Raw genomic sequence first — 23,289 nt, forward strand, 5'->3', positions numbered from 1 at the left:
TCAGCTCACGCCATCTTGCGTGAGCATCAACTTCTATCATCCTTGGGCGTTCCTTATTTGGCGAATTACAGAAACCAAGAATCAAAAAGTCAACGCTTCCTTATGTCGTTCTATGTTACGTTCTATCCACTCATGTCATTTTAAGAGGTTTCTATTATCATCGTTCTCCAGCACACGCATCTGATTGATGGCTATCTGATTGAGGCGGACAAGGCGGTCGACCTGTGGCACTCCCTCATCAATGAGAACTGCATTGATGTTCTCCATATTTGCCAGACAAATAAGCTCGTTGATGGAAGCATAGTCACGGATGTTCCCTTTCAGTTCAGGATGGGCTTCACGCCATTGTTTGGCCGTCTGTCCGAACATGGCTACATTGAGTACGTCTGTCTCTTCAGCATAGATGATGCTGGCCTGTGCTGCCGTCACCTCTTCAGGAATTAGGTTCTGCTTGATGGCATCCGTGTGAATGCGGTAGTTGATTTTAGACAGTTCACGCTTCGCCGTCCACCCAAGTTGCTTCTGCTCTTCATCTTTCAGACGTTGGAACTCACGTATCAGATATACCTTGAACTCTGGGCTTATCCACATGGCAAACTCAAAGGCAATGTCTTTGTGTGCATAAGTGCCACCATAACGCCCTGCCTTTGAGATAATACCGATGGCATTAGTCTTTTCTGTCCACTCTTTAGCACTGAGACGGAAACGGTTCAACCCTGCCTGAGATTTAATTATGTCGAATTCGGCACAATTAAAATTCGGATTCATCAACCGCTCCCATATTCCAAGGAACTCAATGGTATTGCGGTTGCGCAGCCAGTTAGAAAAAAAGAACTCACCATCTTTCGCCTTCAACATATCTGTCAGGCTGATATAGTCATCTTCGTTCTGCTTTATGACCGTTATCTGCGTGTTCTGTATGTTATCTTTGCCATATTGTCTGCTGTTTTACAAACTTTGCGTTGCAAAGTTACAACTTTTCCACCAATTACAGATAACTTGCCATATTAATAAAGTGAAGAAGGCGTTTTTTACCGCATTTTGGCATCAAAACGTCACTTACAACTTTTTTTCCCTACCTTTTTGATTCACTTTGTACCAAAGATTTCCTGTCTGGCGACACATAAACATAGGTACGATTGACAATCAGTAATTCTGTCCATAGTTGACTTTGAATTATTATCCATCGTTGAATCCCAGATACTTAGAGAAACCGAGATACAATGACGGTACAACTGCCCCAATTTTGATGCTTTATCTTCTCTCTCTTGACTGACAAAAGACCTTCTCTATGCTCACCCAAGTTGGCAAAAGCTCAAAATGACTAAAAACGGACTATTAAATAATCTTAATGATTTGTTAAATCTTGTGCAGTTCTTATGATACAAAAACTGCTTGCTTTGGCACCCAAATCGGCAAATCGCAAATTGCACTTTTTTCTACCTTTCAACTTCGGGGTATATTTGTTTCTATCTGTATTACAAATACTTATAAAGGTAACAAACACTTCCACATGAATTCTTCACCAATTCCGTAGTACTTTAGTTAAACATATCATGTCAGAAAATTCACTTATTTTGTGTAACAAAACAAAAAAAAGAATTTCATTCAATGACATGACAAATATAAGCATAAAATCAGAGAAAATCACCGCTTTTGGAGATGTATTCTTCGTTTTGGACAAAATTGTCTCTACCATCTGTTCGTATATCTTCCCCCTTGCTTCCTCGTAGCTTCCCCGAACCTACTCCGTACCTACCCCGTAGCTACCCCGTCGCTTTCGGCTTGCTTCTCCCTTGCTATCGGCTTACTATCGGCTTACCAGAACGAACCTTGAACGTACCCTGCCCGAATCTTCAACGAACCCTGAACGTATCTTGAACGTATCTTCAACGTACCTTCCGGCTTACCACCCCCTTGCTTGATAATTGGCAAAGCACAATGGACAATTGACAATTCTTATTTCTGAAAAGAACTTTTCAATTCTCTCTCAAAAAAAATTGGGAATTGCAACCAACCGTTGTCAATTCCCAATCAAAACCTTTCGAATTACAATTCTCAACTAAAGAATTGGTGAAATCAATGAACTTTCATCGAAGCCTTTATCATATACCAGATGACGGCGATATACATAACGAACGACAGCACCTCGCTCCAACTGTTTGCCCACCATTCAGAATAGTCAATCTGCACGCCGGCAAAACGGAGCACGGCACTAACCACGCCCATCAGCGCACCACCGGCAATGAAGCCCGATGCAAGGAGCGTTCCCTTCTCGCCGCGCGCAGAATTAAGTTTGCTGTCGGTGCTGCGAGATGTTACGTACCAGTTTATTGCGCCGCCCACGATGAGAGGCAAATTAAGTTCCAGAGGAATGAACATTCCAAGGGTGAAAGCCAGAGCCGGCACTTTGAGCAGCGTGAGCACGAGGGCTATTGCCGCACCAATGCCATAGAGCATCCACGGAGCGCCCCTTCCGTTCATCAGCGGCTCGATGACGGCAGCCATGGCGTTGGCCTGAGGAGCGGCAAGTTGTCCGCTGGTAAAGCCGTAAGTCTTGTTAAGAATCATTATCACGCCCGAAACGGTGGCAGCCGACACAAGTACGCCGACAAACTTCCACGTTTCCTGCTTCTGCGGCGTGCTGCCAAGCCAGTAGCCCGTCTTTAGGTCGGTTATAAACGCTCCCGAAGTGCTGAGAGCCGTACACGTTACGCCGCCCATAATCATGGCAGCAACCATTCCGGCTGTTCCGTCGAGACCGATGGCTACGAGGATGACAGACGCAAGGATGAGCGTCATCAGCGTCATTCCCGATACAGGATTTGTACCAACGATGGCAATGGCATTTGCCGCCACGGTGGTAAAGAGAAAGGCGATAATGGTAAGCACCAAGATGGCTGTGATGCTGAACAGCCAAACACCATTCATAACACCAAACTGGAAGAACAAGAACGTAACGATAAGCGTTGCGATGATGCCTATGCAGACAATACGCATAGACAAATCGCGCTGAGTGCGAGGCTGTGCCTTGGCTGCCACATCCTTGTTGCCACGAAGTTCCTTTCCGGCAAGACTGACAGCGCCCTTTATCAGCCCCCAACTCTTAACTACGCCTATCACTCCAGCCATGGCAATACCGCCGATGCCAATATCCTTGGCATATTTGAATATCTCCTCGGGCGATGCCGATGATGCCGCAACACCTGCCGCAACCTCCATATCGGGGAAAATAAAGGCAATGGCTGGCACGATAACCCACCATACGGCAGCAGAGCCGAGGCAGATGATGAACGAATACTTGAATCCGACGATATAGCCGAGTCCGAGCAACGCAGCACCCGAATTGACCTTGAACACGAGTTTTGCCTTGTCTGCCAGAGCCTCGCCCCACGCAAAGCATCGCGAAGTAACATTCTCGTTCCACCATCCGAAGGTAGCGACAACAAAATCGTACAATCCGCCAATCAGTCCGGCAACAAGCAACGGCTTAGCCTGATCGCCGCCCTTCTCGCCCGACACGAGCACCTGAGTGCCTGCCGTAGCCTCGGGGAACGGATACTTTCCGTGCATATCCTTAACGAAATACTTGCGGAACGGTATCAGAAACAGTATTCCAAGTATTCCGCCAAGCAGAGAGGCAAAGAACACCTCGAAGAAATTAACGGTAAGTTCGGGAAATTTGGCCTGAAGAATGTAAAGAGCAGGCAGCGTGAAGATGGCTCCGGCAACAATCATGCCCGAGCACGCTCCTATGCTCTGTATCATCACGTTCTCGCCCAGCGCACCCTTGCGATGCGTTGCGCCCGACACGCCAACGGCAATGATGGCTATAGGGATGGCAGCCTCGAACACCTGTCCAACCTTCAGGCCTAAATAAGCGGCGGCCGCGCTGAACAGAACAGCCATCAGGATGCCCCACGTTACAGACCACACGGTAACTTCGCGCGGATTGCTGTCGGGCGACATCAACGGTTCGTAGGTCTCACCCTCTTTCAGTTCGCGCATGGCGTTCTCGGGCAGACCGACTTTCTTTTCAAAATCCTCCATAATTATTGATATTCATTTTTACACCCGACAAAGGAACAAAGAAAAAACCACAGATACAAGATACAGAATAAGTTTTTCTTCTTATTTTTGTACAAATTTAATATGATGCGAGACAACGGACGTTTACATTGGATTGACACCGCCAAGGCAATAGGCATGATTCTGGTTTACATGTATCATGCCGAGGTTAAGTATGGCTGCGAGAGCGAACTGCTGTTCAACCTGCGGTCGCCGTTCTATGTAAACGTGTTCTTCTTCGTGTCGGGCTTCCTGCTTTACAGATGCGGAAAATCGGCATCGGACATTGCCCGTAATGCGCTGCTTAGGATTTATCTGCCGTCGGTGCTGGTGGCATCGTTCTTGTTTGTGCCCAAGATGATGGCAAACGGCGGCGCGCTCGACTTCCGCGCCTTTCTGCCCGATGCCGTGGGCGGAGGGGCGTTCTGGTTCACGTCGGCCTTGATTGTTGCCGAACTAATCTGGTGCGGAATAGTTCTGCTTGGCAAGGATTTCAGACTTGCCAAAATAACGGCAATATCTGCCATCACGGCTACCGTTGCAATAATCTTTTTCAGGGATGAAAATGCAATAATGCACTTCAATTCTGGAATGTATTCCATGATTTTTCTTGCCGCCGGGACTCTTTTTTGCCATTTTGAGGATAAGATACAGATAGATTCGGGACTGCCCGTCTGCATTCTAACGATGACTGTTTCGTCTGTGCTGATAATCATCTTCGGCAGGCAGATGACGATAGACGTAGGCGCAATGGATTTTACTCTCTTCGGAATGATTATCGCCTTGGCTTCTACAATAGCCTTCGTAGGCATCTGCAAGAATATTCCGCCTTTTAAGCCGCTCTGCTTTATAGGGCAGCACACGCTTCTGTTCTATCTGCTCAGCACAGCCGTGCCTCAGGTTGTGAGCATAGGCATCAGGCAAACGCAATGCAGCCCACACCTTGGGGTTGCCATAGTGTGGGCTGCAAGTCTGACTATCGTCTATTTTATCGCAATACTTTTTTCACGTTTCCGTCCTCGCCTACGATGATGTTCACGCCTTCCTGCGCCTTCTTGTGCTTGCTTCCGTCTGGAGTGTAGATGCGCTCGGCATTCTGCTTCTTTACGGTCTTTGAAACGCTTGTCTCGCCCGACTTTCCGAAGACCAGAGGATTTTCGAGCGATGCGCCAACATACTTCTTTATCTCTGTCGGAACATTCTGCACGTTTGCAACTGTGTAGCTGTATGGCATTGTTACGTTTGTGCCGCTGCTGCTTGGGCTGAACGACTCGACGGTGTAGTTTGTCGAAGTCCATGTCCAACGCTTTGCGCTCGACTGCGAGAAGATGTTTCGCACGCCGCTGTCGAAATAGTTGCCTTCAATAAGGAACTCCGAATTCTTTCGCGGATTGATGCAAGGCGAGCCGTTTCCTTCGCAATCGTAATAGTTGTTAAGCATGTGGATTGTACCGAAGCGAGCCATTGGCATACGGGCGTTGCACTTTGTGCTCCAGTTGTTGAATGCGTATGTAATGTTAAGATTGTCCTCATCGGATGTATAAGAGTCGCTGCTGCCCACCAAGTTGGTGTTGCGGTGGTCGTAAGCGCGGTCGGTATAACTGAACGAGCACCACGAAACGGTAACGAAGTTAGAACCGTTGGTAATGTCGAAGTTGCCGTCGAGTCCGTCGGTAAAATCGCAGTGGTCAACCCACAAGTGAGTCGTTCCGGTGCAGCTGATAAGGTCGTTTCCGCTGATATCAACAGTTCCCGGACCTACGAACTTAAGGTTTCGGATTATGAGGTTATTGCATCCGCTAACCGACAAGATGCCGGAACTTCTGTAGCCCTCGCTGCTGTCGCCAGTATAATTTATAAGCAACTGGCGAGTAATATATTCGCGTCCTTCGCTCACGCTTGTGCCGTTAGTTAGCTTGCCGCCAGTTCCAGACGATGTTGAATAAGACTTAACATTATTATCGTCGAGCAGTTTGATAATCTCTGGAGTAACATACCACTTTGAGCAGATTCGCGCTCCGTTAATGCCCACGATTGTTTTGTTCTGAGCACCGCTGATGCCCACGTTCGACGACACGATGAAATCGCCGTCCGAGCCGTCGAGAATAATGATGTCGTTGTTCTTTACAGCATTCTGAATGGCCGACTTCATATCCGCCCCAGTAGATTTGAGCGTTATGGTTCTCTTCTGCGAAGAGCCTTCGCCGCCTGTTGTCGAATAGTCGTCGCCCGCAGTCATAGACGAGCAGTTTGTCCATCCGAAAGGCGCATTAAGATCGAGTGTTGAAAGATTTGTCTGTGCATTGCCTGCCATGGCAATCAGTACCGTGGCGGCAAAAACAGCCTTACGTTTGCAGTTAGTAATTGATAATAACATTTTTTTGCGTTGTTTGTTACGGCTGCAAATATACACTTAATTTTCTTTAAATATTCAGCGTTACGGCATTATTATTCTGCGTTTATGTTTTTTTAACGTAATTGTATGGGGTACAGCATTTCATATTGAAAGCATTTTCTTCAAAAGTGGTTACATTTTAATATTTAGAAGTACTTTATTTTACCAAATTGTAACAAGTTTTATTTTTACATAAACAAATTAACACAATTATTACAGTTTTAGTTACAAAATGCCGTATTTTTGCATCGTAAACATTTCAGACTGAGAGATACAACACAACACACAAACAAATTGTTAAACTAAAAAACACGAAACATGAAGAAAGTAAAAAGATTTGCAGGCTTGTTTATGATGCTCTTGGCAGCAACATTCGCAAAAGCTCAAGACGAAAGCAAGGTAGAGACCAGCATCTCGGCCGATGTGGTTAACCAGTACATCTGGCGTGGTCAGGACTTGGGCGGAACATCATTCCAGCCAACCCTCGGCATTGGCTGCGGCGGATTCTCGCTCAGCGCATGGGGAAGCACAGGTCTTACAAATCCTGATGACACGAAGGAGTTCGACATCACGGCAAGTTACACCATTGGCGGACTGACCGTTGGAATAACAGACTATTGGTTTAACAGCGGACTGGACGAGCGCAACAGATACTTCAGATACAACGCGCACAGCACAAACCACGTTTTCGAGGCTAACATAGGCTACGACTTCAAGGTGCTTAACGTGCAGTGGTACACAAACTTTGCCGGTAACGACGGCGCAAACAAGAGCGGAAAACGAGCTTACAGCAGCTATGCCGAGGTGAACGTGCCATTTGCCTTTGGCGGTGCTGAGTGGACGGCTACAGCTGGATGCGTTCCGTACGCAACAACCTTCTACGGAGCCGACAGATTTGCCATTACCAACCTTACACTAAAGGCTTCGAAAGAAATTAAGGTTACCGATTCGTTCAGCGTGCCAGTGTTTGCCGGCATAACCGCCAATCCATGCTCACAGAAGGCTTATCTGACCTTCGGCTTTACCTTACAGCCATAAAGAGTGGACTCTTGACTCTTTCTGCTTGAGAATTTCTCGGTTCTCAAAAAAAGCAATCAGACCTCGGTGCTTTCGGGCATCGGGGTCTTTCATTTCTTCTTTCTGAAAAGCAGACAAAAGGCAAGCAGCAGTACTATTCCGTAGTTTACGAACATTGCCGCAGAAAGGCTTTCTACACGCAGGTTGTAAACATCTTCCACTCCACTTCCCTCTACCAGATATTTGCCGTCTACAAGCGCATTTATCCATAGCAGAAACTCGATTACGGCTATGGCAACAAGCGCAATAACGAATAAAATGCGTTTCATCTCCTGAACTTTGATTTTACAAGATAGCACACGGCGACAACAGACGAGCCTGCCATTGCCAGAGCCATATCCTTCTGAGCGTCCCACATATCGCCCTGCTGACCATTGTAATAGTCGGCCTCTTCTGATGTCATGACGATGGTGAGAGTCCATTCAAAGAGTTCGTAAATCATGCTGCCTGTCTGTACAATGAGCCAAGCCACAAGAATCGGAATAATCTGCCTCTGCCCTATCCATCGGCGGCAAAGCCATACGAGGCAAGGAAACATCAGCAATCCGAAGGAAAAGTGAACCAAGCGGTCGTAATGGTTTCGCGTTCCTTGAAGGAAAGCGGCATCAGTAACTCCAACCGCAGCAAACCACTCTCTGTAAGGAACATACGAGTAGATATACCGTGCTCCGACAATGTGCAGAAGCGTGAAACACACTATCCCGATGAATGCCGAAAATGGCATCCGGTTTCTAACCACATCGGCGGCAAGCGGAAGCATTAGCAGAAGCGTTCCGGCATGTTGCAGAATCTGTTCCTGCGGATATATGGGGTTGATGCACGTCACAACCGTTACAGCCACAAGCATCAGCACCAGCGAGAGTTTTGTTCTGTTCATACCATTCGATTTTTTCAGCGCAAAAATATTGTTTTTCTTGTAAAAACACAATTCTTTATAAATAAACAAGCCCTGCCAACTACAAAAGCAGAAGGCAGGGCAGAGTTAAAATCATTACTTGAACTTTATGTCTGGGGGCACAATTCTGATGGTTGAGTGGTCATCAGATTGACGAGTCATCGGAATCTCGCCAGGCTGACAAAGTTTGTACACTTCGTTGTTAATGTAGTCGCTCAAATCAGATATGTTGCCTTTGTTTGCCCCAAAGTTCAGAAGATTGAGAAATGTGCGTGACGATGATTCAACCACCACCTTGCAAGTCTGGCTGCCCGTTGCAACAACCTTCATCTTTACGTTTTCCGAGAAGGGCGAAATCCACGCTCCATGCCGAGCCTCAACGATGAACAAGTCGTCGTTGAACTTAATGCTCGAAAATTTGGTGCGCTTCATCTCGAACAAATGCCTCACTGCCGTGTATGTTGCTCGGACATTATGAGGAAATTCAAGGGTTGTTGTTTCCATAATTGATTGTTTTATTTTTTTTACAGGTATCCTTCTATTTCTCCTCGTTCACTTCTGGTTCAGACACGTCCGTATTTGCCGTTTTTTTCTGTTCTTCATACTCTTTAGTCATACGTTCTTCCTCGGCTTTATCTGAAAGTTTGTTGATGATTTTCTGTTTGAGTTTCTCCTTACGCTCTGCTTCGAGTTTCTCCTTTTCGTCCTTCTTGGCTTTCATCGCGTTACAGATGTCCTCGACAGTGAAATCAATCTCCGTCGTATTATTCAAGTCCGCCTTTGACAGATACATATTCAACATAGCGTTTTTGATTTCGCGACCGTTGAAACCGTCCGCCAATTCGCTTGCCTCAGCCAACTTCTCATCAGTAAACGGTTCTTTGTGCGGCAGATTTTTCGGAATCTGTTTCTTGATGATTTCGATACGCGCTTCCTTGTTTGGTAGTTCAAACTTTATGTGCTTTTGAATGCGAGAATTGAACGCAGGGTCGAAGTTTGAAACTAAATTGGTTGCAAACAAAACTACTCCGTTATGTTCCTCCAACAAAATCAGCATTTGACTACGCAACGAGTTTAACGCTTGGTCGGTACTACTGCCGATATTCTCCACTCGCTTACCCAAGAACGAATCCGCTTCGTCGAAAAACATTACGGAATCAGTCTTTTCTGCGGTTTCAAACGCACGTTTAAGATTCTTGGCAGAATCACCGAGATACTTTGACTCGATCTCTGAATAGTTAAGTGCGAGCAACTTTTTGCCCAACTTCTTCGCAATTGCATGTGCACACATTGTCTTACCTGTACCTGCAGGACCGTGCATATTCAATATACTTTTTGCAACAGGTTCAATTTCACCGTAACCCCACAGATCGTAAATCAAGCCTTTACACTCGATAAGTTTTATCGAATCGTAAATGTCTTTTCGCAGTTCGTCAGAAATAATAATCTGTTCAAAACTGTATTTCGGATCTACCGGGAAAAACTGCTGTACCTCTTCGGACTTACGCGCTGTCGCTGCGGAAGCCTTCTCCATTGCTGGAACTTTTTCCGTTGTTGTTTGTTCGTTGGATTCTGATTTCTGTTCAAATACCAACTTCACAATTATCGCATAATCTGGAATAATCGACTCCAAGTCGGCGCGTTTTAACACCTCAACGACTTTGTTTTTAATGTCATAACTTCCTACAAGCGAAAAATTTGCGTTATCATTAATCAAAAAGGCTTCAACTCCCTTCTTTATTACAACACGACTACCATATTTTACAGTAAGCGGATAGCCAGAACATTGAATCACCGACCAAATAGCATCGTTGATTTGCTCCAACGCTATTCTCTGTTCATCTGTAACTTGTACTGTTATTTCCATTATTTATGCATATAATTCTTGTCCTTCATACAAAGATTCAGAAACACCTTTTTCTGACTCAATTTGTATATCATCATAATGTTCTCCCGTTTTTCTGTTATAGATACCAACATCGACCTTACGAGTATTCTTGCTTTTTATTAACAATTTCAAGGATTTATTGGGGTATTTTTCCTTGGCTTTATCTTTTACTACACTCGCATCAATGATTGTACTAACAATCAAAGCAACAGCAGCTCCAAACAGAAAGCCACCAGCTAACTCTAATAATATACCCCACATATTAACTTAAAACAACCAGTGGATCATTACCCAATATATCAGAAATCTTAGCATCTATAGATTTAGCATAAATCAACTTAGCATCCTCAAATTCGTCAGTATCTTTATTATACACTCCAAGCAGCAACGATACGTAGCCTTCCTTTTTCTCTGGATAAGGCTGATGTATCATTTCTTTGAGTTCAGCAGAATCGCCATTTGCAATAAACGGTGTGTGTACATCCTTGTCAAGATTCTTTGACTTGAAGAATGCCATGACCTCGTCGAAAGACAGTTCCGCATCCAAAATGTCTGATGTAAACTCAAACTTTGATTTTTTTCTTTGGCTATAAAAATACGCTCCTATAGCAGCTACTACTATAGTAACAAATGCAAAAACTTTCATTATTCTCATTGAATTTACTTTTTTTAACTTAAAACTACTAATGCGTCATTACCAAGAACTTCTTTCGTTTGGGCATCAAGTTCATCAGCCTCAACAACTGCCATGTCGGTAATCTCGTCGGTCTGTTGGTCGTAGATACCCTTGAAAAGTCCGACATCTTTGACTGGTGCAGTTTTCAACATATCCTTGATCTTGTTCTTGTCGCCGATGAAGGGGATGTGCCTTCCCTTCTGTAAGAATTTCTTCTTAAACCAATCAACGACATCATTGAAGAAGTTAAGAATACCGTCAATCACATCACAGATGAAATTAATAACGTGCTCAAAAAAGTTGCCGATTCCGGCCCAAATTTCTTCTAATATTCCCATTTTACTTGTTTAATTTAAGATTATTAACTTTTTTTCACCGAACAATTCATCAACGCTCTTAGTTATCTCCTTTGCATTGATTATTACGTAGAAATTTTTCTCTTGCGGCAACAACTCACGATCTTTTGAATATGCAAGATATATTATGCTGTCATAATCCTTGCCATTCTTTTTCATGGCTACAACCTCATTGCAGTTAGGAACCATACACTCCTTTGCAATCTCTACAATTTTATCCTTAGTTACAACTTCCACCTCATAAACTTTCATATTCTTTGGAAGTTGCTGTTCCGGATTCTCTGCACCACATAGCAAGACATTCAAAACCTTAGTAAATTCTTCAGCCAATACAACAAGCGTAGAATCTACTAAACTACCAGCATTTCTCAAATGTTCTTTAATACCCAAAATTGCGTCTCTAATAGAAAACATAATCTTATAAATTAGTTAATACTCTGAAATTTCACATTATTACATTGTATTTTTGTATAAAAACATTAACGTTTTCATACAAAAAATCCCTCAAGTTTTTATCCAACTTTATCAACTTGAAGATCTGCCATATTAAGGCAGCCAGCCTTCTTTATATCTATGCCGTAAAGGCGATAGAAGGCATCAATTACTGGCTGTCCGCCATTTGTCACAACAGGGTTACTCATACTCTGAGTTACAACCTGAACCGACATTCCCGGTTCGATACAAATACCATTGACCATCTTATGGTTCTTGGTGGTTATTCTATAAACTGCCATAATTTTATGTATTTTTCGTTGTCTGAAACAAATTTAGTGTGGGATTATAGTCTGAATACAATATTTAAATTTGTTTTTCATTAGCGAATTTACCTTTTGTTTATATAACGTAATACGATACGATACACAAACAATTTTATTAGAATACGAGCAATGTTTTATATATAATGTATGCCAAACATTCCCATTAGTTATAGAATTTTAATTTTTTCTATGACTATTGGCTCCAAGGATAGTCTCTTTAATTCATTATTCAGTTTCGACATATACACAAAAAAACGTGGAGCCAGTCCTGTCACTCGTTCCACTCTATAAAGGCCTTCGCATTGCCCGGATTGTCGAAACGAGCAACGCTGAAAGCCCCACGTTGATGCATATATAAAACCAACACGGCACAATGCCTTTCAGCAATGAGCCAATGATGACGTATATTATACATCCCAAGGGGCGTTCCCGTTGCTTTGTTTTTGACAATCCTTAGAGTTTGCGAAGTTCTTATAGAGTCAAAACCAAAGCGTAAAGGTACGCCTTTTATATGTATATGTGCCTTACCCCACTTTCCACCCTTAGGGGCTTTCAGCATGAATAAGACTCGACAAATATAGAAAAAATATTTATTGCCAAGAACAAAATGTTAAAAAAACTTAACAGACACGATAAAAAAGTTATTCAACTCTTTTGATACGTTGTTTTCCCTACACACAAAAAAACAGTCCTGCCAACCACCAGAACAGCGGGCAGGACTGCAAAATATAGAAAATTAAAACATCAGTTCTCCTTTCTCCACAAACGGCTCATATCCTCGAGGGTCTTGCCCTTTGTTTCGGGAACCATGCGCCAAACAAAGATGGCAGCCAGAACGCAGATTGCACCGTAGAGAGCGTATGCAAAGATGTGTCCGAAGCCGTCGCCGGCAGTCAGTTCCATGTTATACATCGGAACGAAGGTAGACGAAACAATGAAATTGGCAATCCACTGGAAAGCAACGGCAATAGCCACCGCAGCACCACGAATTGTGTTAGGGAAAATCTCGGCAATGAGTACCCAGCATATCGGTCCCCAACTGAACATGAACGACGCACTGTAAATCATGATGCTTGCAGCAGCAATCACAGGAGGCAGGCTGAGGAAGTTTACAAGCGCAAAGCCGAACGCTCCGACAGCCATTCCGATAGAACCACAGATGAGCAGAGGCTTGCGACCCAACTTCTCGACTGTGAAGATGGCAACCAGCGTGAACAGAATGTTTACAACACCCATGAACACGGTGAGCCACATTGGATTGTTAAATCCGCACGACTCGAAAATGCGAGGCGCAAAATAAAGCACCGCATTGATGCCCACAGCCTGCTGGAACACAGAAAGCATGATGCCCACAAAGATAACCACCCATCCGTAAGACAAGAGTTTCTCTGTCTTCTCGGTAGCGGTATTCTTTATGTCCTGAAGAATCTCGGCAGCCTTGTCGCTTCCGTTGATGCGCGAAAGCACATGCAGCGCCTTGTCATCATTGCCCACAAGAGCCAGATAGCGAGGAGTCTCGGGAACGAAGCACACCAGAAGTGCAAACAGTCCGGCAGGTACAGCCTCGCTCACAAACATATATCGCCATCCAACGGTCATGCACCATTCGGCCTCATTACCGTTTACAATCTTGTACACATTCTCGCCCACCTGCTCAACAATAGGAGCAACGTGGTCGCCAAGGATTACAAGATTTACAAAATAAACAACCAGCTGACCGAAGATTATGGCAAACTGGTTCCACGAAACCAATGTACCGCGAATGTTAGACGGAGCAACCTCGGCAATGTACATAGGGCACACAGCCGATGCCAAGCCCACACCTACACCGCCAAGCACACGGTAAAAGTTGAACGCCCAGAGTAGTGAGTAAGTTGGTTTTCCGTATTCGAAAAACAAAAACTCCGGATAGTACGAGCCGAGAGCCGAGAGAAAGAAGAGAACGCCTGCGAGAACAAGCGACTTCTTTCGGCCGAAGTTCGAAGCCAGATATCCGGAAACGGAACTTCCGATGATACAGCCAATGAGGGCACTCGATGATGAGATGCCGTGCCAGAAATCGGTATAAACAAAGTCCTGAGCACCAAGGAAGAAAGCCTGCAAGCCCTTCTCGGCACCAGAAATAACGGCTGTATCGTATCCAAACAATAAACCTCCCAGCACTGCCACGAGGACAATGCTGAAGAGGTATGATTTACTTCCTTTATCTTGCATAATAAAGTAATGGTAGGATTAAAGGTTACAGTATTGGTTCGATTAGCAGTACATGTTTACGATAGCCTCGTAAAGCTCCTGCTTACCGCTTGTCTGCTTAGGCTCACCGTTCTGCTTAGCATAAGCAACAATGTCCTCAAGGCTCAACTTGCCTTCCTCGAACTCCTTACCCTTGCCGCTGTCGAATGAAGCGTAGCGCTCAGCAACCATCTTCTTGATTGGAGAGTTCTCCAAAAGGTCAGCAGCGTTCTCCAAAGCGCGTGCCATTGCATCCATACCAGCGATGTGAGCGATGAAGATATCCTCAAGGTCAGTTGAGTTACGACGAGTCTTAGCGTCGAAGTTTGTACCACCGTTACCAAGACCACCGTTGCGGATAATCTGCATCATAGCCTGAATAAGCTCGAAGTTGTCGATAGGGAACTGGTCAGTATCCCAACCGTTCTGGTAGTCACCGCGGTTAGCGTCGATAGAGCCAAGCATACCGTTGTCAACAGCAGCAGCCAACTCGTGCTCGAATGTGTGACCAGCCAATGTTGCGTGGTTAACCTCGATGTTTACCTTGAAGTCCTTGTCAAGACCGTGTGCCTTCAAGAAACCGCAAACAGTCTCTGTATCAACATCATACTGATGCTTAGATGGCTCCATTGGCTTTGGCTCGATAAGGAATGTACCTGTAAAGCCCTTTGAACGAGCGTAGTCGCGAGCCTTAGTAAGCATAGTTGCCATGTGCTCCTTCTCACGCTTCATATCTGTATTAAGAAGGCTCATATAACCCTCGCGGCCACCCCAGAATACATAGTTTGTACCACCAAGTTCGATAGTTGCGTCGATAGCGTTCTTAATCTGAACACAAGCACGTGCAACAACGTCGAAGTCAGGGTTTGTAGAAGCACCGTTCATGTAGCGCTTGTTGCCGAATACGTTTGCAGTACCCCAAAGAAGTTTCTTGCCAGTAGCAGCCTGCTTCTCCTTAAGATATGCAACGATAGCCTTCATATTAGCCTCATACTCCTCGATAGTTGGAGCCTCCTCAACGAGGTCTACATCGTGGAAACAGTAGTACTCGATACCAAGCTTCTCCATAATCTCGAAACCTGCATCAGCCTTATTCTTAGCAACTTCCAAAGCATTTGCGCCCTGATTCCAAGGGAATGTCTTAGTACCGCCACCAAACTGGTCTGCGCCCTCAGCGCACAAAGTGTGCCACCAAGCCATAGCGAACTTCAACCAATCCTTCATCTTCTTACCCATGATGACCTTCTCTGCATCATAATAGTGGTAAGCCATCGGATTCTTACTGTCCTTACCCTCGAACTGGATTTTTTTCACGCCAGGAAAATACTCTTTTGCCATGATATTAAAAAATTAAAAAAGTTAAAATATTTTTGTTAATTACTTCTGTTTCTTTTATTTTATTGCTTTCTCCAAACGCTCCTTCCAGAGTTCGTAAGCATCGGTGTACTGCATGATGTTTGCAGTGTCAGGCTCGATAACGGCAAGTTTCTCGAGAGTTGAGAATGCCTCCTTGTTATCCTTGTAGATGCCTGCGCCGATACCTGCACCCTTGGCTGCACCAACAGAGCCGTCGGTCTCGTAAAGCTCGATTGTTGCACCGCTAACAGATGCCAGAGTGTTGCGGAAGATTGGGCTGAGGAACATGTTTGCCTTTCCAGCATGAATCTTGCTGATGTTCATGCCCATATCCTTCATGATGTTCATTCCGTAGTTGAATGCAAACACGATACCCTCCTGAGCCGCACGAAGCAAGTGCTGCTTGCCGTGAGAGTTGAAGTTTACGCCGTAGATTGTTGAACCAACCTCCTTGTTCTCGAGCATACGCTCTGCACCGTTACCGAAAGGAAGAATGCTTACGCCTGCGCTACCGATTGGAGCTGTCTCGGCAAGAGCGTTCATATCGGCATAAGAGATGCCCTCTGGAGCAACCGTACGGCGGCACCATGAGTTGAGGATACCTGTACCGTTGATGCAAAGCAAAACGCCAAGACGAACCTGCTCGGCAGAGTGGTTAACGTGTGCGAATGTGTTTACGCGTGATTTCTTGTCGTAGTTTACGTCGCCAAGAACGCCGTAAACAACGCCCGATGTACCGGCTGTTGAAGCAATCTCGCCCGGATTGAATACGTTGAGCGAAAGTGCGTTGTTAGGCTGGTCGCCTGCGCGGTATGTTACAGGAATGCCTTCTGCCAAGCCAAGTTCAGCAGCCGCTGCGGCTGTTACATGACCGCTGTCGCTGAATGTTGGACGGATTGTAGGGATTACAGTCTCGCCAATTCCGTAGTACTGAAGAAGGAAGTCGGCAACCTGATTGTTCTTGAAATCCCAGAGCATACCCTCGCTAAGACCAGATATTGTTGTAGATGTCTCGCCAGTGAGTCGCATTGCGATATAGTCGCCCGGAAGCATCATCTTGTCAACCTGAGCAAATACTTCAGGCTCGTTCTCCTTTACCCAAGCAAGCTTTGCTGCTGTAAAGTTGCCCGGAGAGTTAAGCAGATGACCAAGGCACTGCTCTGCCCCGAGGTCGAGGAACGCACGCTCGCCGTAAGGAACGGCACGAGAGTCGCACCAGATGATAGCAGGACGAAGAACTTCCTTGTTCTTGTCAACACAAACAAGTCCGTGCATCTGATAAGAGATACCGATTGCTGCGATGTCCTTTGGATTTGCGCCGCTCTCCTGAAGAATCTGCTTTGTGCTGAGTTTCAGGTTCTCCCACCACATTGCAGGCTTCTGCTCAGCCCATCCAGCCTTTACGGCAATAATCTCGGCCTCGCTCTTTGGAAAGAAGGCTGTTGAAACACACTTGCCAGTCTGAGCATCAACCAACGATGCCTTTACTGACGAACTACCTATATCATATCCTAATAGATACATAGCTAAAATGTCTTTTTGTTTATATCGTTATACCTTACAATTTAAATCGAACCTCTTAGGCGCTTGTACACCACTCTGTCGAACTTGTACAGATGAGCGGCGCGGTGCGGTACATCCTTTTCCAACTCGTCGAGTTGTACGATGTACTTCAGATTTGTCATCTTCTTGTGGAAGTTGCGGATGTCGAGTTTCTCGCCGTGGATGGTTTCGTAAACCGCACGCAACTGAAGCATGGTGAACTTGCGTGGCAGAATCTCGAATACTATCGAAGGCTGGACTTCAACATCGCGGCGTATTTTTCGTATAGCATCGGTAATAATCTGCCGGTGGTCGAATGCCAAATCTATGTCGTCGAGTTTCGAGACTGGCATCCATGTAGCCTGATACGTCTCGGTTAACTGTCGGAATTTCTTCTGTCTCACAAAAGCAATATACGATATAGAAACGATACGCTCCGGAGTCGAAGCCAAGCCGTGAGTCCGCTCGAGCCACTGCACATCCTCGGCACGGCGAAGGCGGTCAATCTCACCATAAGCGCGGAACTGTTCTAGGCTTACGTACTTGAGTCCGGTGCAATCGACAAGCACTCTTTTTGCGGCATCGTCGAGGCTCTCGTCCATGTAAATAGGGCTGCCGGGTAGTTTGTACGGTGAATAAGCCTTTTCATCACCCGCCTGCAATCGTTTTATCAGCAGGACGTTTAGTTCCTTGTCATCAAAACCTATAACCACGCAGTCAACCGAAACGTTAACATTTAGGCTATGGTTTATTTTCGCGCTTTCCTTGTTCACTTCTATATTACTGATTTGATTAGACGGTGCAAATATATCTGATAAATTCAGCAAAAACAAACTTTTTAACTTTTTTTTACAATGTTATAAAACACTTATTTTCAATTTTTTAAAACTTGTACTTTTTACAATAACAAAACATTCTGCTTATTGTAACAAGTACAACATGTTATATTACAGTATTTTGCGCCATCCTGAGAGGGTGGTTATTGTACATTTTACAGTATCAGATGAGTCGTTCAGCAAAAGCGATTTTCAGCAATATTTTCCAACTCAGGAAAGCCTTCTGCCGAGCCGCGTTTCGCAACAGACTTGCTTTATATCAATTTTTGTTTTATATTTGCATCTGATTTTTATTAACTAACTTTTATTTTAGTAACAAAAAACCATGACCTTTATTAACTCACTACTTGGCAGAAGCATCGCAGCAGGATGTCTGTCTGCCTTCATCGCCATTTCGGCAACAGCACAGGAAATCAGAAGCATCGACAAATCGGTCTACGACAACATTCCTTTCGAAATGGAACAGGTTAAGACCGTTTCGTTCCCCGATTACAAAGTAAACATCAAGGATTTTGGAGCGGTGGCAGACGGAACGACTCTCTGCACCGAGGCGATAAACAAAGCCATAAGAGACGTAAACAAGCATGGCGGCGGCGTGGTGGTGATCCCTACCGGAATGTGGCTCACCGGCCCTATCGAGATGCTTAGCAACGTAAATCTCTACACCGAGCAGAACGCGATGGTTCTGTTTACCGGCGACCACACAAAATACGAGGTGGTTGAGACGATTTTCGAAGGAATAAAGACCTTCCGCTGCCAGTCGCCTATCTTTGCCAAAGATGCCGAGAACATAGCCATAACTGGCAAAGGAATATTCGACGGCAACGGCTGGACTTGGAGAGCCGTAAAGAAAAGCAAACTCACCGAGAGCGAATGGAAGAAAATCAAGGCGAGAAAATATGGCTACATTCAGGAAGACCGCCAGTGGTTTCCGAGCGAGGCTTCGTACAAGGGATATAAGATGTGTACAAACTTCAACAATCCAGACGGTCTGAAGACAAAGGCTGAATGGGAGGCCATTAGAGACTGGCTGCGCCCTGTTTTGGTAGATTTTGTAGGCTGCAAGCGCGTTCTCTTCCAAGACGCGACGTTCAGAAACTCACCAAGTTGGTGTCTGCACCCAATGATGTGCCAAGATGTGATTCTGAACAATGTTACAGTCTACAATCCGTGGAACGCTCAGAACGGCGACGCGCTCGATCTTGAATCGTGCGACCGCGCGCTTATTCTGAACAGCACCTTCGATGCCGGCGACGATGCCATCTGCATAAAATCAGGAAAGGATGCCGAAGGACGCAAGCGCAACGCTCCGTGCAAGAACGTCATCGCCAAGAACAATACGGTTTATCACGGTCACGGCGGATTTGTGGTGGGCAGCGAGATGAGCGGCGGTGCATACAACATTCTGATTGAGAACAGCACGTTTATCGGCACAGACATCGGTCTGCGCTTCAAGAGCACGAGAGGTCGTGGCGGTGTGGTAAGAAACATCTATTGCCGCAACATCAACATGTTCGAGATTGCCGGCGAGAACATCATCTTCAACCTTTATTACGGCGGAAAAGACCCGCTATCGGCAGGCAACGGCGAAACGACAAACGAGGCCATTCCTGAGGTAAACGAAGGTACGCCTTGCTTCCGCGATATATACATCAGCAACATCATCTGCCACGGAGGCAACCGCGCATTCTTCTTCAACGGTCTACCAGAGATGCCAATCAACAACATCAATCTTGACAACGTGAAGATTATCGACGCTCAGAGAAGTGCGGAAATCTGCCAAGGCGAGAACATCAGCATAAATAATGTAACGGTTACGACAAAAGACGGCTCGCCTGCCATAAAGATAAAAAATGCCACTAACGTGAAAGTTAATGGCAAGAATATAAAAAAGATTGATTCGAAAGGAAAAGATTTGTAGAAATAAAAGAGGGTGCGTCAAAAATGCGCCTTCACTACTTTCAAGTTGTAATCCGAGTATCTCTAAGAGTAAAGGAAAAAGCCATTTCTTGACTATAAAATGAGTTTAGAAATGGCTTTCCCTATTAAACCCAAATCGGTTATTAGGATGGCTATTTTCGTGGTTGCTTTCATAACCGTTTGATAACAAACACTTTACAAATTGAATTATCTAATGACCGCCATTAGAAAAACGACTTTACAAGCACCTTACTTTCAAGGCTTTACAAACTTAACCACGGATTTATGAACTTCTAACGACCGATTTGGGTTAAAATGTTTCAATCTGTAAGATTTTCAAAATGGCATTTGCATTTTGACACACCCTCTTTTAATCTTCTTGCGACAATAATCTCTTTTTAATACTCCGAAGGTATGCGCGTAAATTAAAAGGTTTAATCAAAAACTTCACGGCACACAAAAATGAAGGGTTCATTTCTGACGCAACATATCCAAAATTTTCGGGGCTAAAACTAAAAGCGGCCGACAACAAACGATTTCTATGACTTACGACAAAAGCATTTGCAACATTATTTCCATGCAACAACTCAACCCACAACGGTTTTGTCTTGATATCTATTACAGGGATGAACTTCTTAACATATCTATGATCCCAATAATATACTGTCTTTAATGTTCCGTCATTTTTTTCAACTAACGAAGAAAAATGATTATTTCGATAATAATACTTCTGTACAATGTTATCTTTTACATTATATTGATATCCATACAGAAAATTATACATACAGCATTTTCTATCTTTTAGAAATTGTTGTTGTACAGTTTCTACCATATCGCAATGAAAAGCATCATCATTGTCTATACGAGTAGTAATATAATAATCTGCAGTATCTTCAGAATTGCGAGCAATCATTTCGTTTATGAATTTCGGCATTACGAAACACTGTATTTTCGTACCATACAATATCTTTGAATAATCTGGAAGATTTACAAGATTTGCATATTTATTATAATATTGAATTTCTTCATTCTCCCAATTTTCACGATTACAATATTCTTCGGAATTTAGATACAGGATCTTCAAGTTTTCATAATTGTTTCCCAACACTTGGATTCTATTTTTTATTGCTGATGGCGTATCGATATCCATCAGCAAGAACCACTTAAAATTCTGATTTGTTTGTTTTCTTATTGAAGGATAACAATACCGTTCAAACAAATCCAATCTTTTCGACAAATAATCCTCGTCGATATTATTTAATGATTTTCCGTTTGTTCCCTTAGGAAATAAACGAAGATTAAACCTTGTGATAATATAATGCAGAAACAACATATTTTAAATATTATTCATTCTACAAAAATCTATATCAAAACATTTTCTCTATCTCGCTACATTTCTTTATTACCAAAACGCGCTTGCCGTCGGGCGTGAGGTTTGGCATTGTTGAGACGAAAAGGGTTGAGACAAGTTCGTGCATCTCATACGGAGTGAGGAACTGGCCAACCGGAATCGCCGCACGATTTGCCAACTTGACAGCCAGTTGCTCGCGAACCTCCTCTTTCACATCCTTGCTCTTTTCGAGAGCCGTATGGATTAGTTCCTGAATCATTCCGGCGGCATCGAGACCTTCCATATCGGCTGGAATTCCGGCGATGGAGAAACTGCCTCCGCCAAGATTGTTTATCTCGAAGCCCAGGATCTCGATATCGTCGATGATGCTTTCGAGCACCACCGCCTCGGATGCCGAAACGCGAAGCATCTCGGGGAAGATGAGTTTCTGTGTGGCACTTTTGCGAGTCTCGAACTGGCTCATCAGATGGTCGAAAATGATTCGGGCGCTGGCTCTGTGCTGGTCTATAATCATTATTCCGCCACTCGTTGGAGTGATGATGTACTGTCCCTGAATCTGAAGATAATCAGCCGAAGCGGCTTCGCTCTTCGTCTCCTTCTGCACCGAAGCGACTGTGTCTGGCTCGTCCTCCTCGTTCATTGCCGAGCGGAAGGTCTGCTCCTCTTGCGAGAAAAGCTGCGCATCCATCTGAGGCTCATCGAAATTAAGGTCTACCGTCTCGCCCTTCTCGAAGCCATTGTAGAGTGGTTCCCAGTCGGGAACAGACTTACGGTTTGACGGCGAACTGCCGAACGATGGCGCAGATGCCGGCCTTGACATGGCATCGAACGGATTGTAGTTTGGGTCGAAATCAACAGTCGGAACGCTTACGGCATCGCTACCCATCAGCGGAACAATATCTACGTTGCCTTCCTGGTCAAAATCTATGCTCGGCGCAGCGTTGAACTTGCCCAGACTCTCCTTCACGGCAGCGGCTATAATCTGCCAGATAGCCTGTTCGTTTTCAAATTTTATCTCGGTCTTCGTTGGATGAATGTTCACATCAATATTTTCCGGCTCGACCTCGAATTCGAGGAAATAAGGCACTTGCTCGCCTTGCGGAACAAGACGCTCGTAAGCCTCGGTAACAGCCTTGTGGAAGTACGGATGGCGCATGTATCTGCCGTTCACGAAGAAGAACTGATGCGCGCCCTTCTTCTTGGCAGCCTCGGGAAGTCCGACGTAGCCTTTAATCTTTACGAGCGATGTCTCAACCTCGACCGGCAGCAGCTGCTGGTTTATCTTCTTTCCGAACAGAGCCGTGATGCGCTGGCGGAAAGTTGAGACAGGCAGACGGTACATCTCGCTCTCGTTGCTGTAGAGCGAGAATCCAACTTCGGGATGGACGAGGACGATGCGCTCGAACTCCTGAAGTATGTTGTTCATCTCTACCTGATTGCTTTTCAGAAACTTACGGCGAGCCGGAATATTAAAGAAAAGATTCCTTACGCAGAAGTTACTGCCCTCGGCGCAGTTTGTCGGCTCCTGATGCTCGAGCATTCCGCCCGATATAACTATCTGAGTGCCAAGTTCGTCGTCGGCGCGACGCGTCTTCAGTTCGACTTGCGACACAGCGGCAATTGATGCCAACGCCTCGCCACGGAATCCCATGGTGTGAAGGTTGAACAAATCCTCGGCCTTGCGGATCTTCGAAGTGGCATGACGCTCGAACGACATTCGCGCATCCGTTTCAGACATGCCCTTTCCATCATCAATAATCTGGATGCTGGTGCGTCCGGCATCCATAATCAAAACATCTATCTGGGTTGCTCCGGCATCGAGCGCATTCTCGACAAGCTCCTTTACGACCGATGACGGACGCTGGACAACCTCTCCCGCAGCAATCTGGTTAGCAACCGAATCGGGAAGCAACTTAATTATATCGGCCATGATGTGTAG

21 protein-coding genes are annotated in these 23,289 nt (G+C 45.0%); 3 read left to right on the top strand and 18 right to left on the bottom strand.

Annotated elements, in window-relative coordinates:
• Window positions 1-135: 135 nt before the first annotated feature.
• On the bottom strand, window positions 136-921 hold the full coding sequence (locus T538_RS0116015; protein WP_031535688.1) for a KilA-N domain-containing protein: 786 nt from the start codon (window positions 919-921) through the stop codon (window positions 136-138).
• Between the two features lie 1,158 nt (window positions 922-2,079).
• Window positions 2,080-4,053, bottom strand: coding sequence for an OPT family oligopeptide transporter (locus T538_RS0116020; protein WP_031535690.1), 1,974 nt, complete (start codon window positions 4,051-4,053; stop codon window positions 2,080-2,082).
• A 99-nt stretch (window positions 4,054-4,152) separates the two neighbouring features.
• Here T538_RS0116020 and T538_RS0116025 point away from each other — a divergent pair, with 99 nt between their 5' ends.
• The gene (locus tag T538_RS0116025) at window positions 4,153-5,100 is read left to right on the top strand and encodes an acyltransferase family protein (protein ID WP_031535692.1); all 948 of its coding nucleotides are present in this window, start codon (window positions 4,153-4,155) and stop codon (window positions 5,098-5,100) included.
• Here the strand turns inward: T538_RS0116025 and T538_RS17415 are convergent.
• Window positions 5,057-6,445: a pectate lyase family protein gene (locus tag T538_RS17415; protein ID WP_081835056.1), complete on the bottom strand. Its 1,389-nt coding sequence runs from the start codon at window positions 6,443-6,445 to the stop codon at window positions 5,057-5,059. The two genes, T538_RS0116025 and T538_RS17415, sit on opposite strands and share 44 nt — an antisense overlap.
• Window positions 6,446-6,781: 336 nt before the next feature.
• Here T538_RS17415 and T538_RS0116035 point away from each other — a divergent pair, with 336 nt between their 5' ends.
• The gene (locus T538_RS0116035) at window positions 6,782-7,501 is read left to right on the top strand and encodes a TorF family putative porin (protein WP_031535697.1); all 720 of its coding nucleotides are present in this window, start codon (window positions 6,782-6,784) and stop codon (window positions 7,499-7,501) included.
• An 89-nt stretch (window positions 7,502-7,590) separates the two neighbouring features.
• On the opposite strand, the gene T538_RS0116045 is transcribed toward T538_RS0116035, so the two are convergent.
• The 13 genes from T538_RS0116045 to T538_RS0116110 form a co-directional block, all read right to left on the bottom strand.
• On the bottom strand, window positions 7,591-7,809 hold the full coding sequence (locus T538_RS0116045; protein WP_031535699.1) for a hypothetical protein: 219 nt from the start codon (window positions 7,807-7,809) through the stop codon (window positions 7,591-7,593).
• Window positions 7,806-8,417, bottom strand: a complete 612-nt coding sequence (locus T538_RS0116050) for a DUF2238 domain-containing protein (RefSeq protein ID WP_031535700.1) — start codon at window positions 8,415-8,417, stop codon at window positions 7,806-7,808. Before T538_RS0116050 ends, T538_RS0116045 begins: the two co-directional genes overlap by 4 nt.
• A 114-nt stretch (window positions 8,418-8,531) precedes the next feature.
• A complete protein-coding gene (locus T538_RS0116055) occupies window positions 8,532-8,939 on the bottom strand; it encodes a hypothetical protein (RefSeq protein WP_155993322.1) in 408 nt (135 codons plus the stop codon).
• Between the two features lie 34 nt (window positions 8,940-8,973).
• Window positions 8,974-10,302, bottom strand: a complete 1,329-nt coding sequence (locus tag T538_RS0116060) for an ATP-binding protein (RefSeq protein WP_051656190.1) — start codon at window positions 10,300-10,302, stop codon at window positions 8,974-8,976.
• Between the two features lie 3 nt (window positions 10,303-10,305).
• Window positions 10,306-10,584, bottom strand: coding sequence for a hypothetical protein (locus T538_RS0116065; protein WP_031535706.1), 279 nt, complete (start codon window positions 10,582-10,584; stop codon window positions 10,306-10,308).
• A gap of 1 nt (window position 10,585) precedes the next feature.
• Window positions 10,586-10,978, bottom strand: coding sequence for a hypothetical protein (locus T538_RS0116070; protein ID WP_031535708.1), 393 nt, complete (start codon window positions 10,976-10,978; stop codon window positions 10,586-10,588).
• A 14-nt stretch (window positions 10,979-10,992) separates the two neighbouring features.
• The gene (locus T538_RS0116075; protein ID WP_031535710.1) at window positions 10,993-11,337 is read right to left on the bottom strand and encodes a hypothetical protein; all 345 of its coding nucleotides are present in this window, start codon (window positions 11,335-11,337) and stop codon (window positions 10,993-10,995) included.
• Between the two features lie 9 nt (window positions 11,338-11,346).
• Window positions 11,347-11,769: a hypothetical protein gene (locus T538_RS0116080; RefSeq protein WP_031541542.1), complete on the bottom strand. Its 423-nt coding sequence runs from the start codon at window positions 11,767-11,769 to the stop codon at window positions 11,347-11,349.
• A 98-nt stretch (window positions 11,770-11,867) separates the two neighbouring features.
• Window positions 11,868-12,089, bottom strand: coding sequence for a DUF6140 family protein (locus T538_RS0116085; protein ID WP_031535714.1), 222 nt, complete (start codon window positions 12,087-12,089; stop codon window positions 11,868-11,870).
• A gap of 768 nt (window positions 12,090-12,857) precedes the next feature.
• On the bottom strand, window positions 12,858-14,327 hold the full coding sequence (gene xylE, locus T538_RS0116095; protein ID WP_031535718.1) for a D-xylose transporter XylE: 1,470 nt from the start codon (window positions 14,325-14,327) through the stop codon (window positions 12,858-12,860).
• A gap of 42 nt (window positions 14,328-14,369) precedes the next feature.
• A complete protein-coding gene (gene xylA / locus T538_RS0116100) occupies window positions 14,370-15,686 on the bottom strand; it encodes a xylose isomerase (RefSeq protein ID WP_155993324.1) in 1,317 nt (438 codons plus the stop codon).
• A 51-nt stretch (window positions 15,687-15,737) separates the two neighbouring features.
• Entirely contained in the window at window positions 15,738-17,225 is a 1,488-nt protein-coding gene (locus tag T538_RS0116105) for a xylulokinase (RefSeq protein ID WP_031535722.1), read from the bottom strand.
• Between the two features lie 41 nt (window positions 17,226-17,266).
• On the bottom strand, window positions 17,267-18,016 hold the full coding sequence (locus T538_RS0116110) for an NUDIX hydrolase (RefSeq protein WP_051656191.1): 750 nt from the start codon (window positions 18,014-18,016) through the stop codon (window positions 17,267-17,269).
• 388 nt (window positions 18,017-18,404) lie between these two features.
• On the opposite strand from T538_RS0116110, the gene T538_RS0116115 reads away from it, so the two are divergent.
• Window positions 18,405-20,000: a glycoside hydrolase family 28 protein gene (locus T538_RS0116115; RefSeq protein WP_155993326.1), complete on the top strand. Its 1,596-nt coding sequence runs from the start codon at window positions 18,405-18,407 to the stop codon at window positions 19,998-20,000.
• 369 nt (window positions 20,001-20,369) lie between these two features.
• On the opposite strand, the gene T538_RS0116120 is transcribed toward T538_RS0116115, so the two are convergent.
• Both T538_RS0116120 and mutL read right to left on the bottom strand, forming a co-directional pair.
• The gene (locus T538_RS0116120; RefSeq protein ID WP_031535728.1) at window positions 20,370-21,332 is read right to left on the bottom strand and encodes a glycosyltransferase; all 963 of its coding nucleotides are present in this window, start codon (window positions 21,330-21,332) and stop codon (window positions 20,370-20,372) included.
• Window positions 21,333-21,366: 34 nt separating this feature from the next.
• Window positions 21,367-23,280, bottom strand: coding sequence for a DNA mismatch repair endonuclease MutL (gene mutL, locus T538_RS0116125; RefSeq protein WP_031535730.1), 1,914 nt, complete (start codon window positions 23,278-23,280; stop codon window positions 21,367-21,369).
• Window positions 23,281-23,289 lie beyond the last annotated feature (9 nt).

It is taken from the genome of Bacteroides sp. Ga6A2 (assembly GCF_000702225.1).
Lineage (GTDB): Bacteria > Bacteroidota > Bacteroidia > Bacteroidales > Bacteroidaceae > Ga6A1.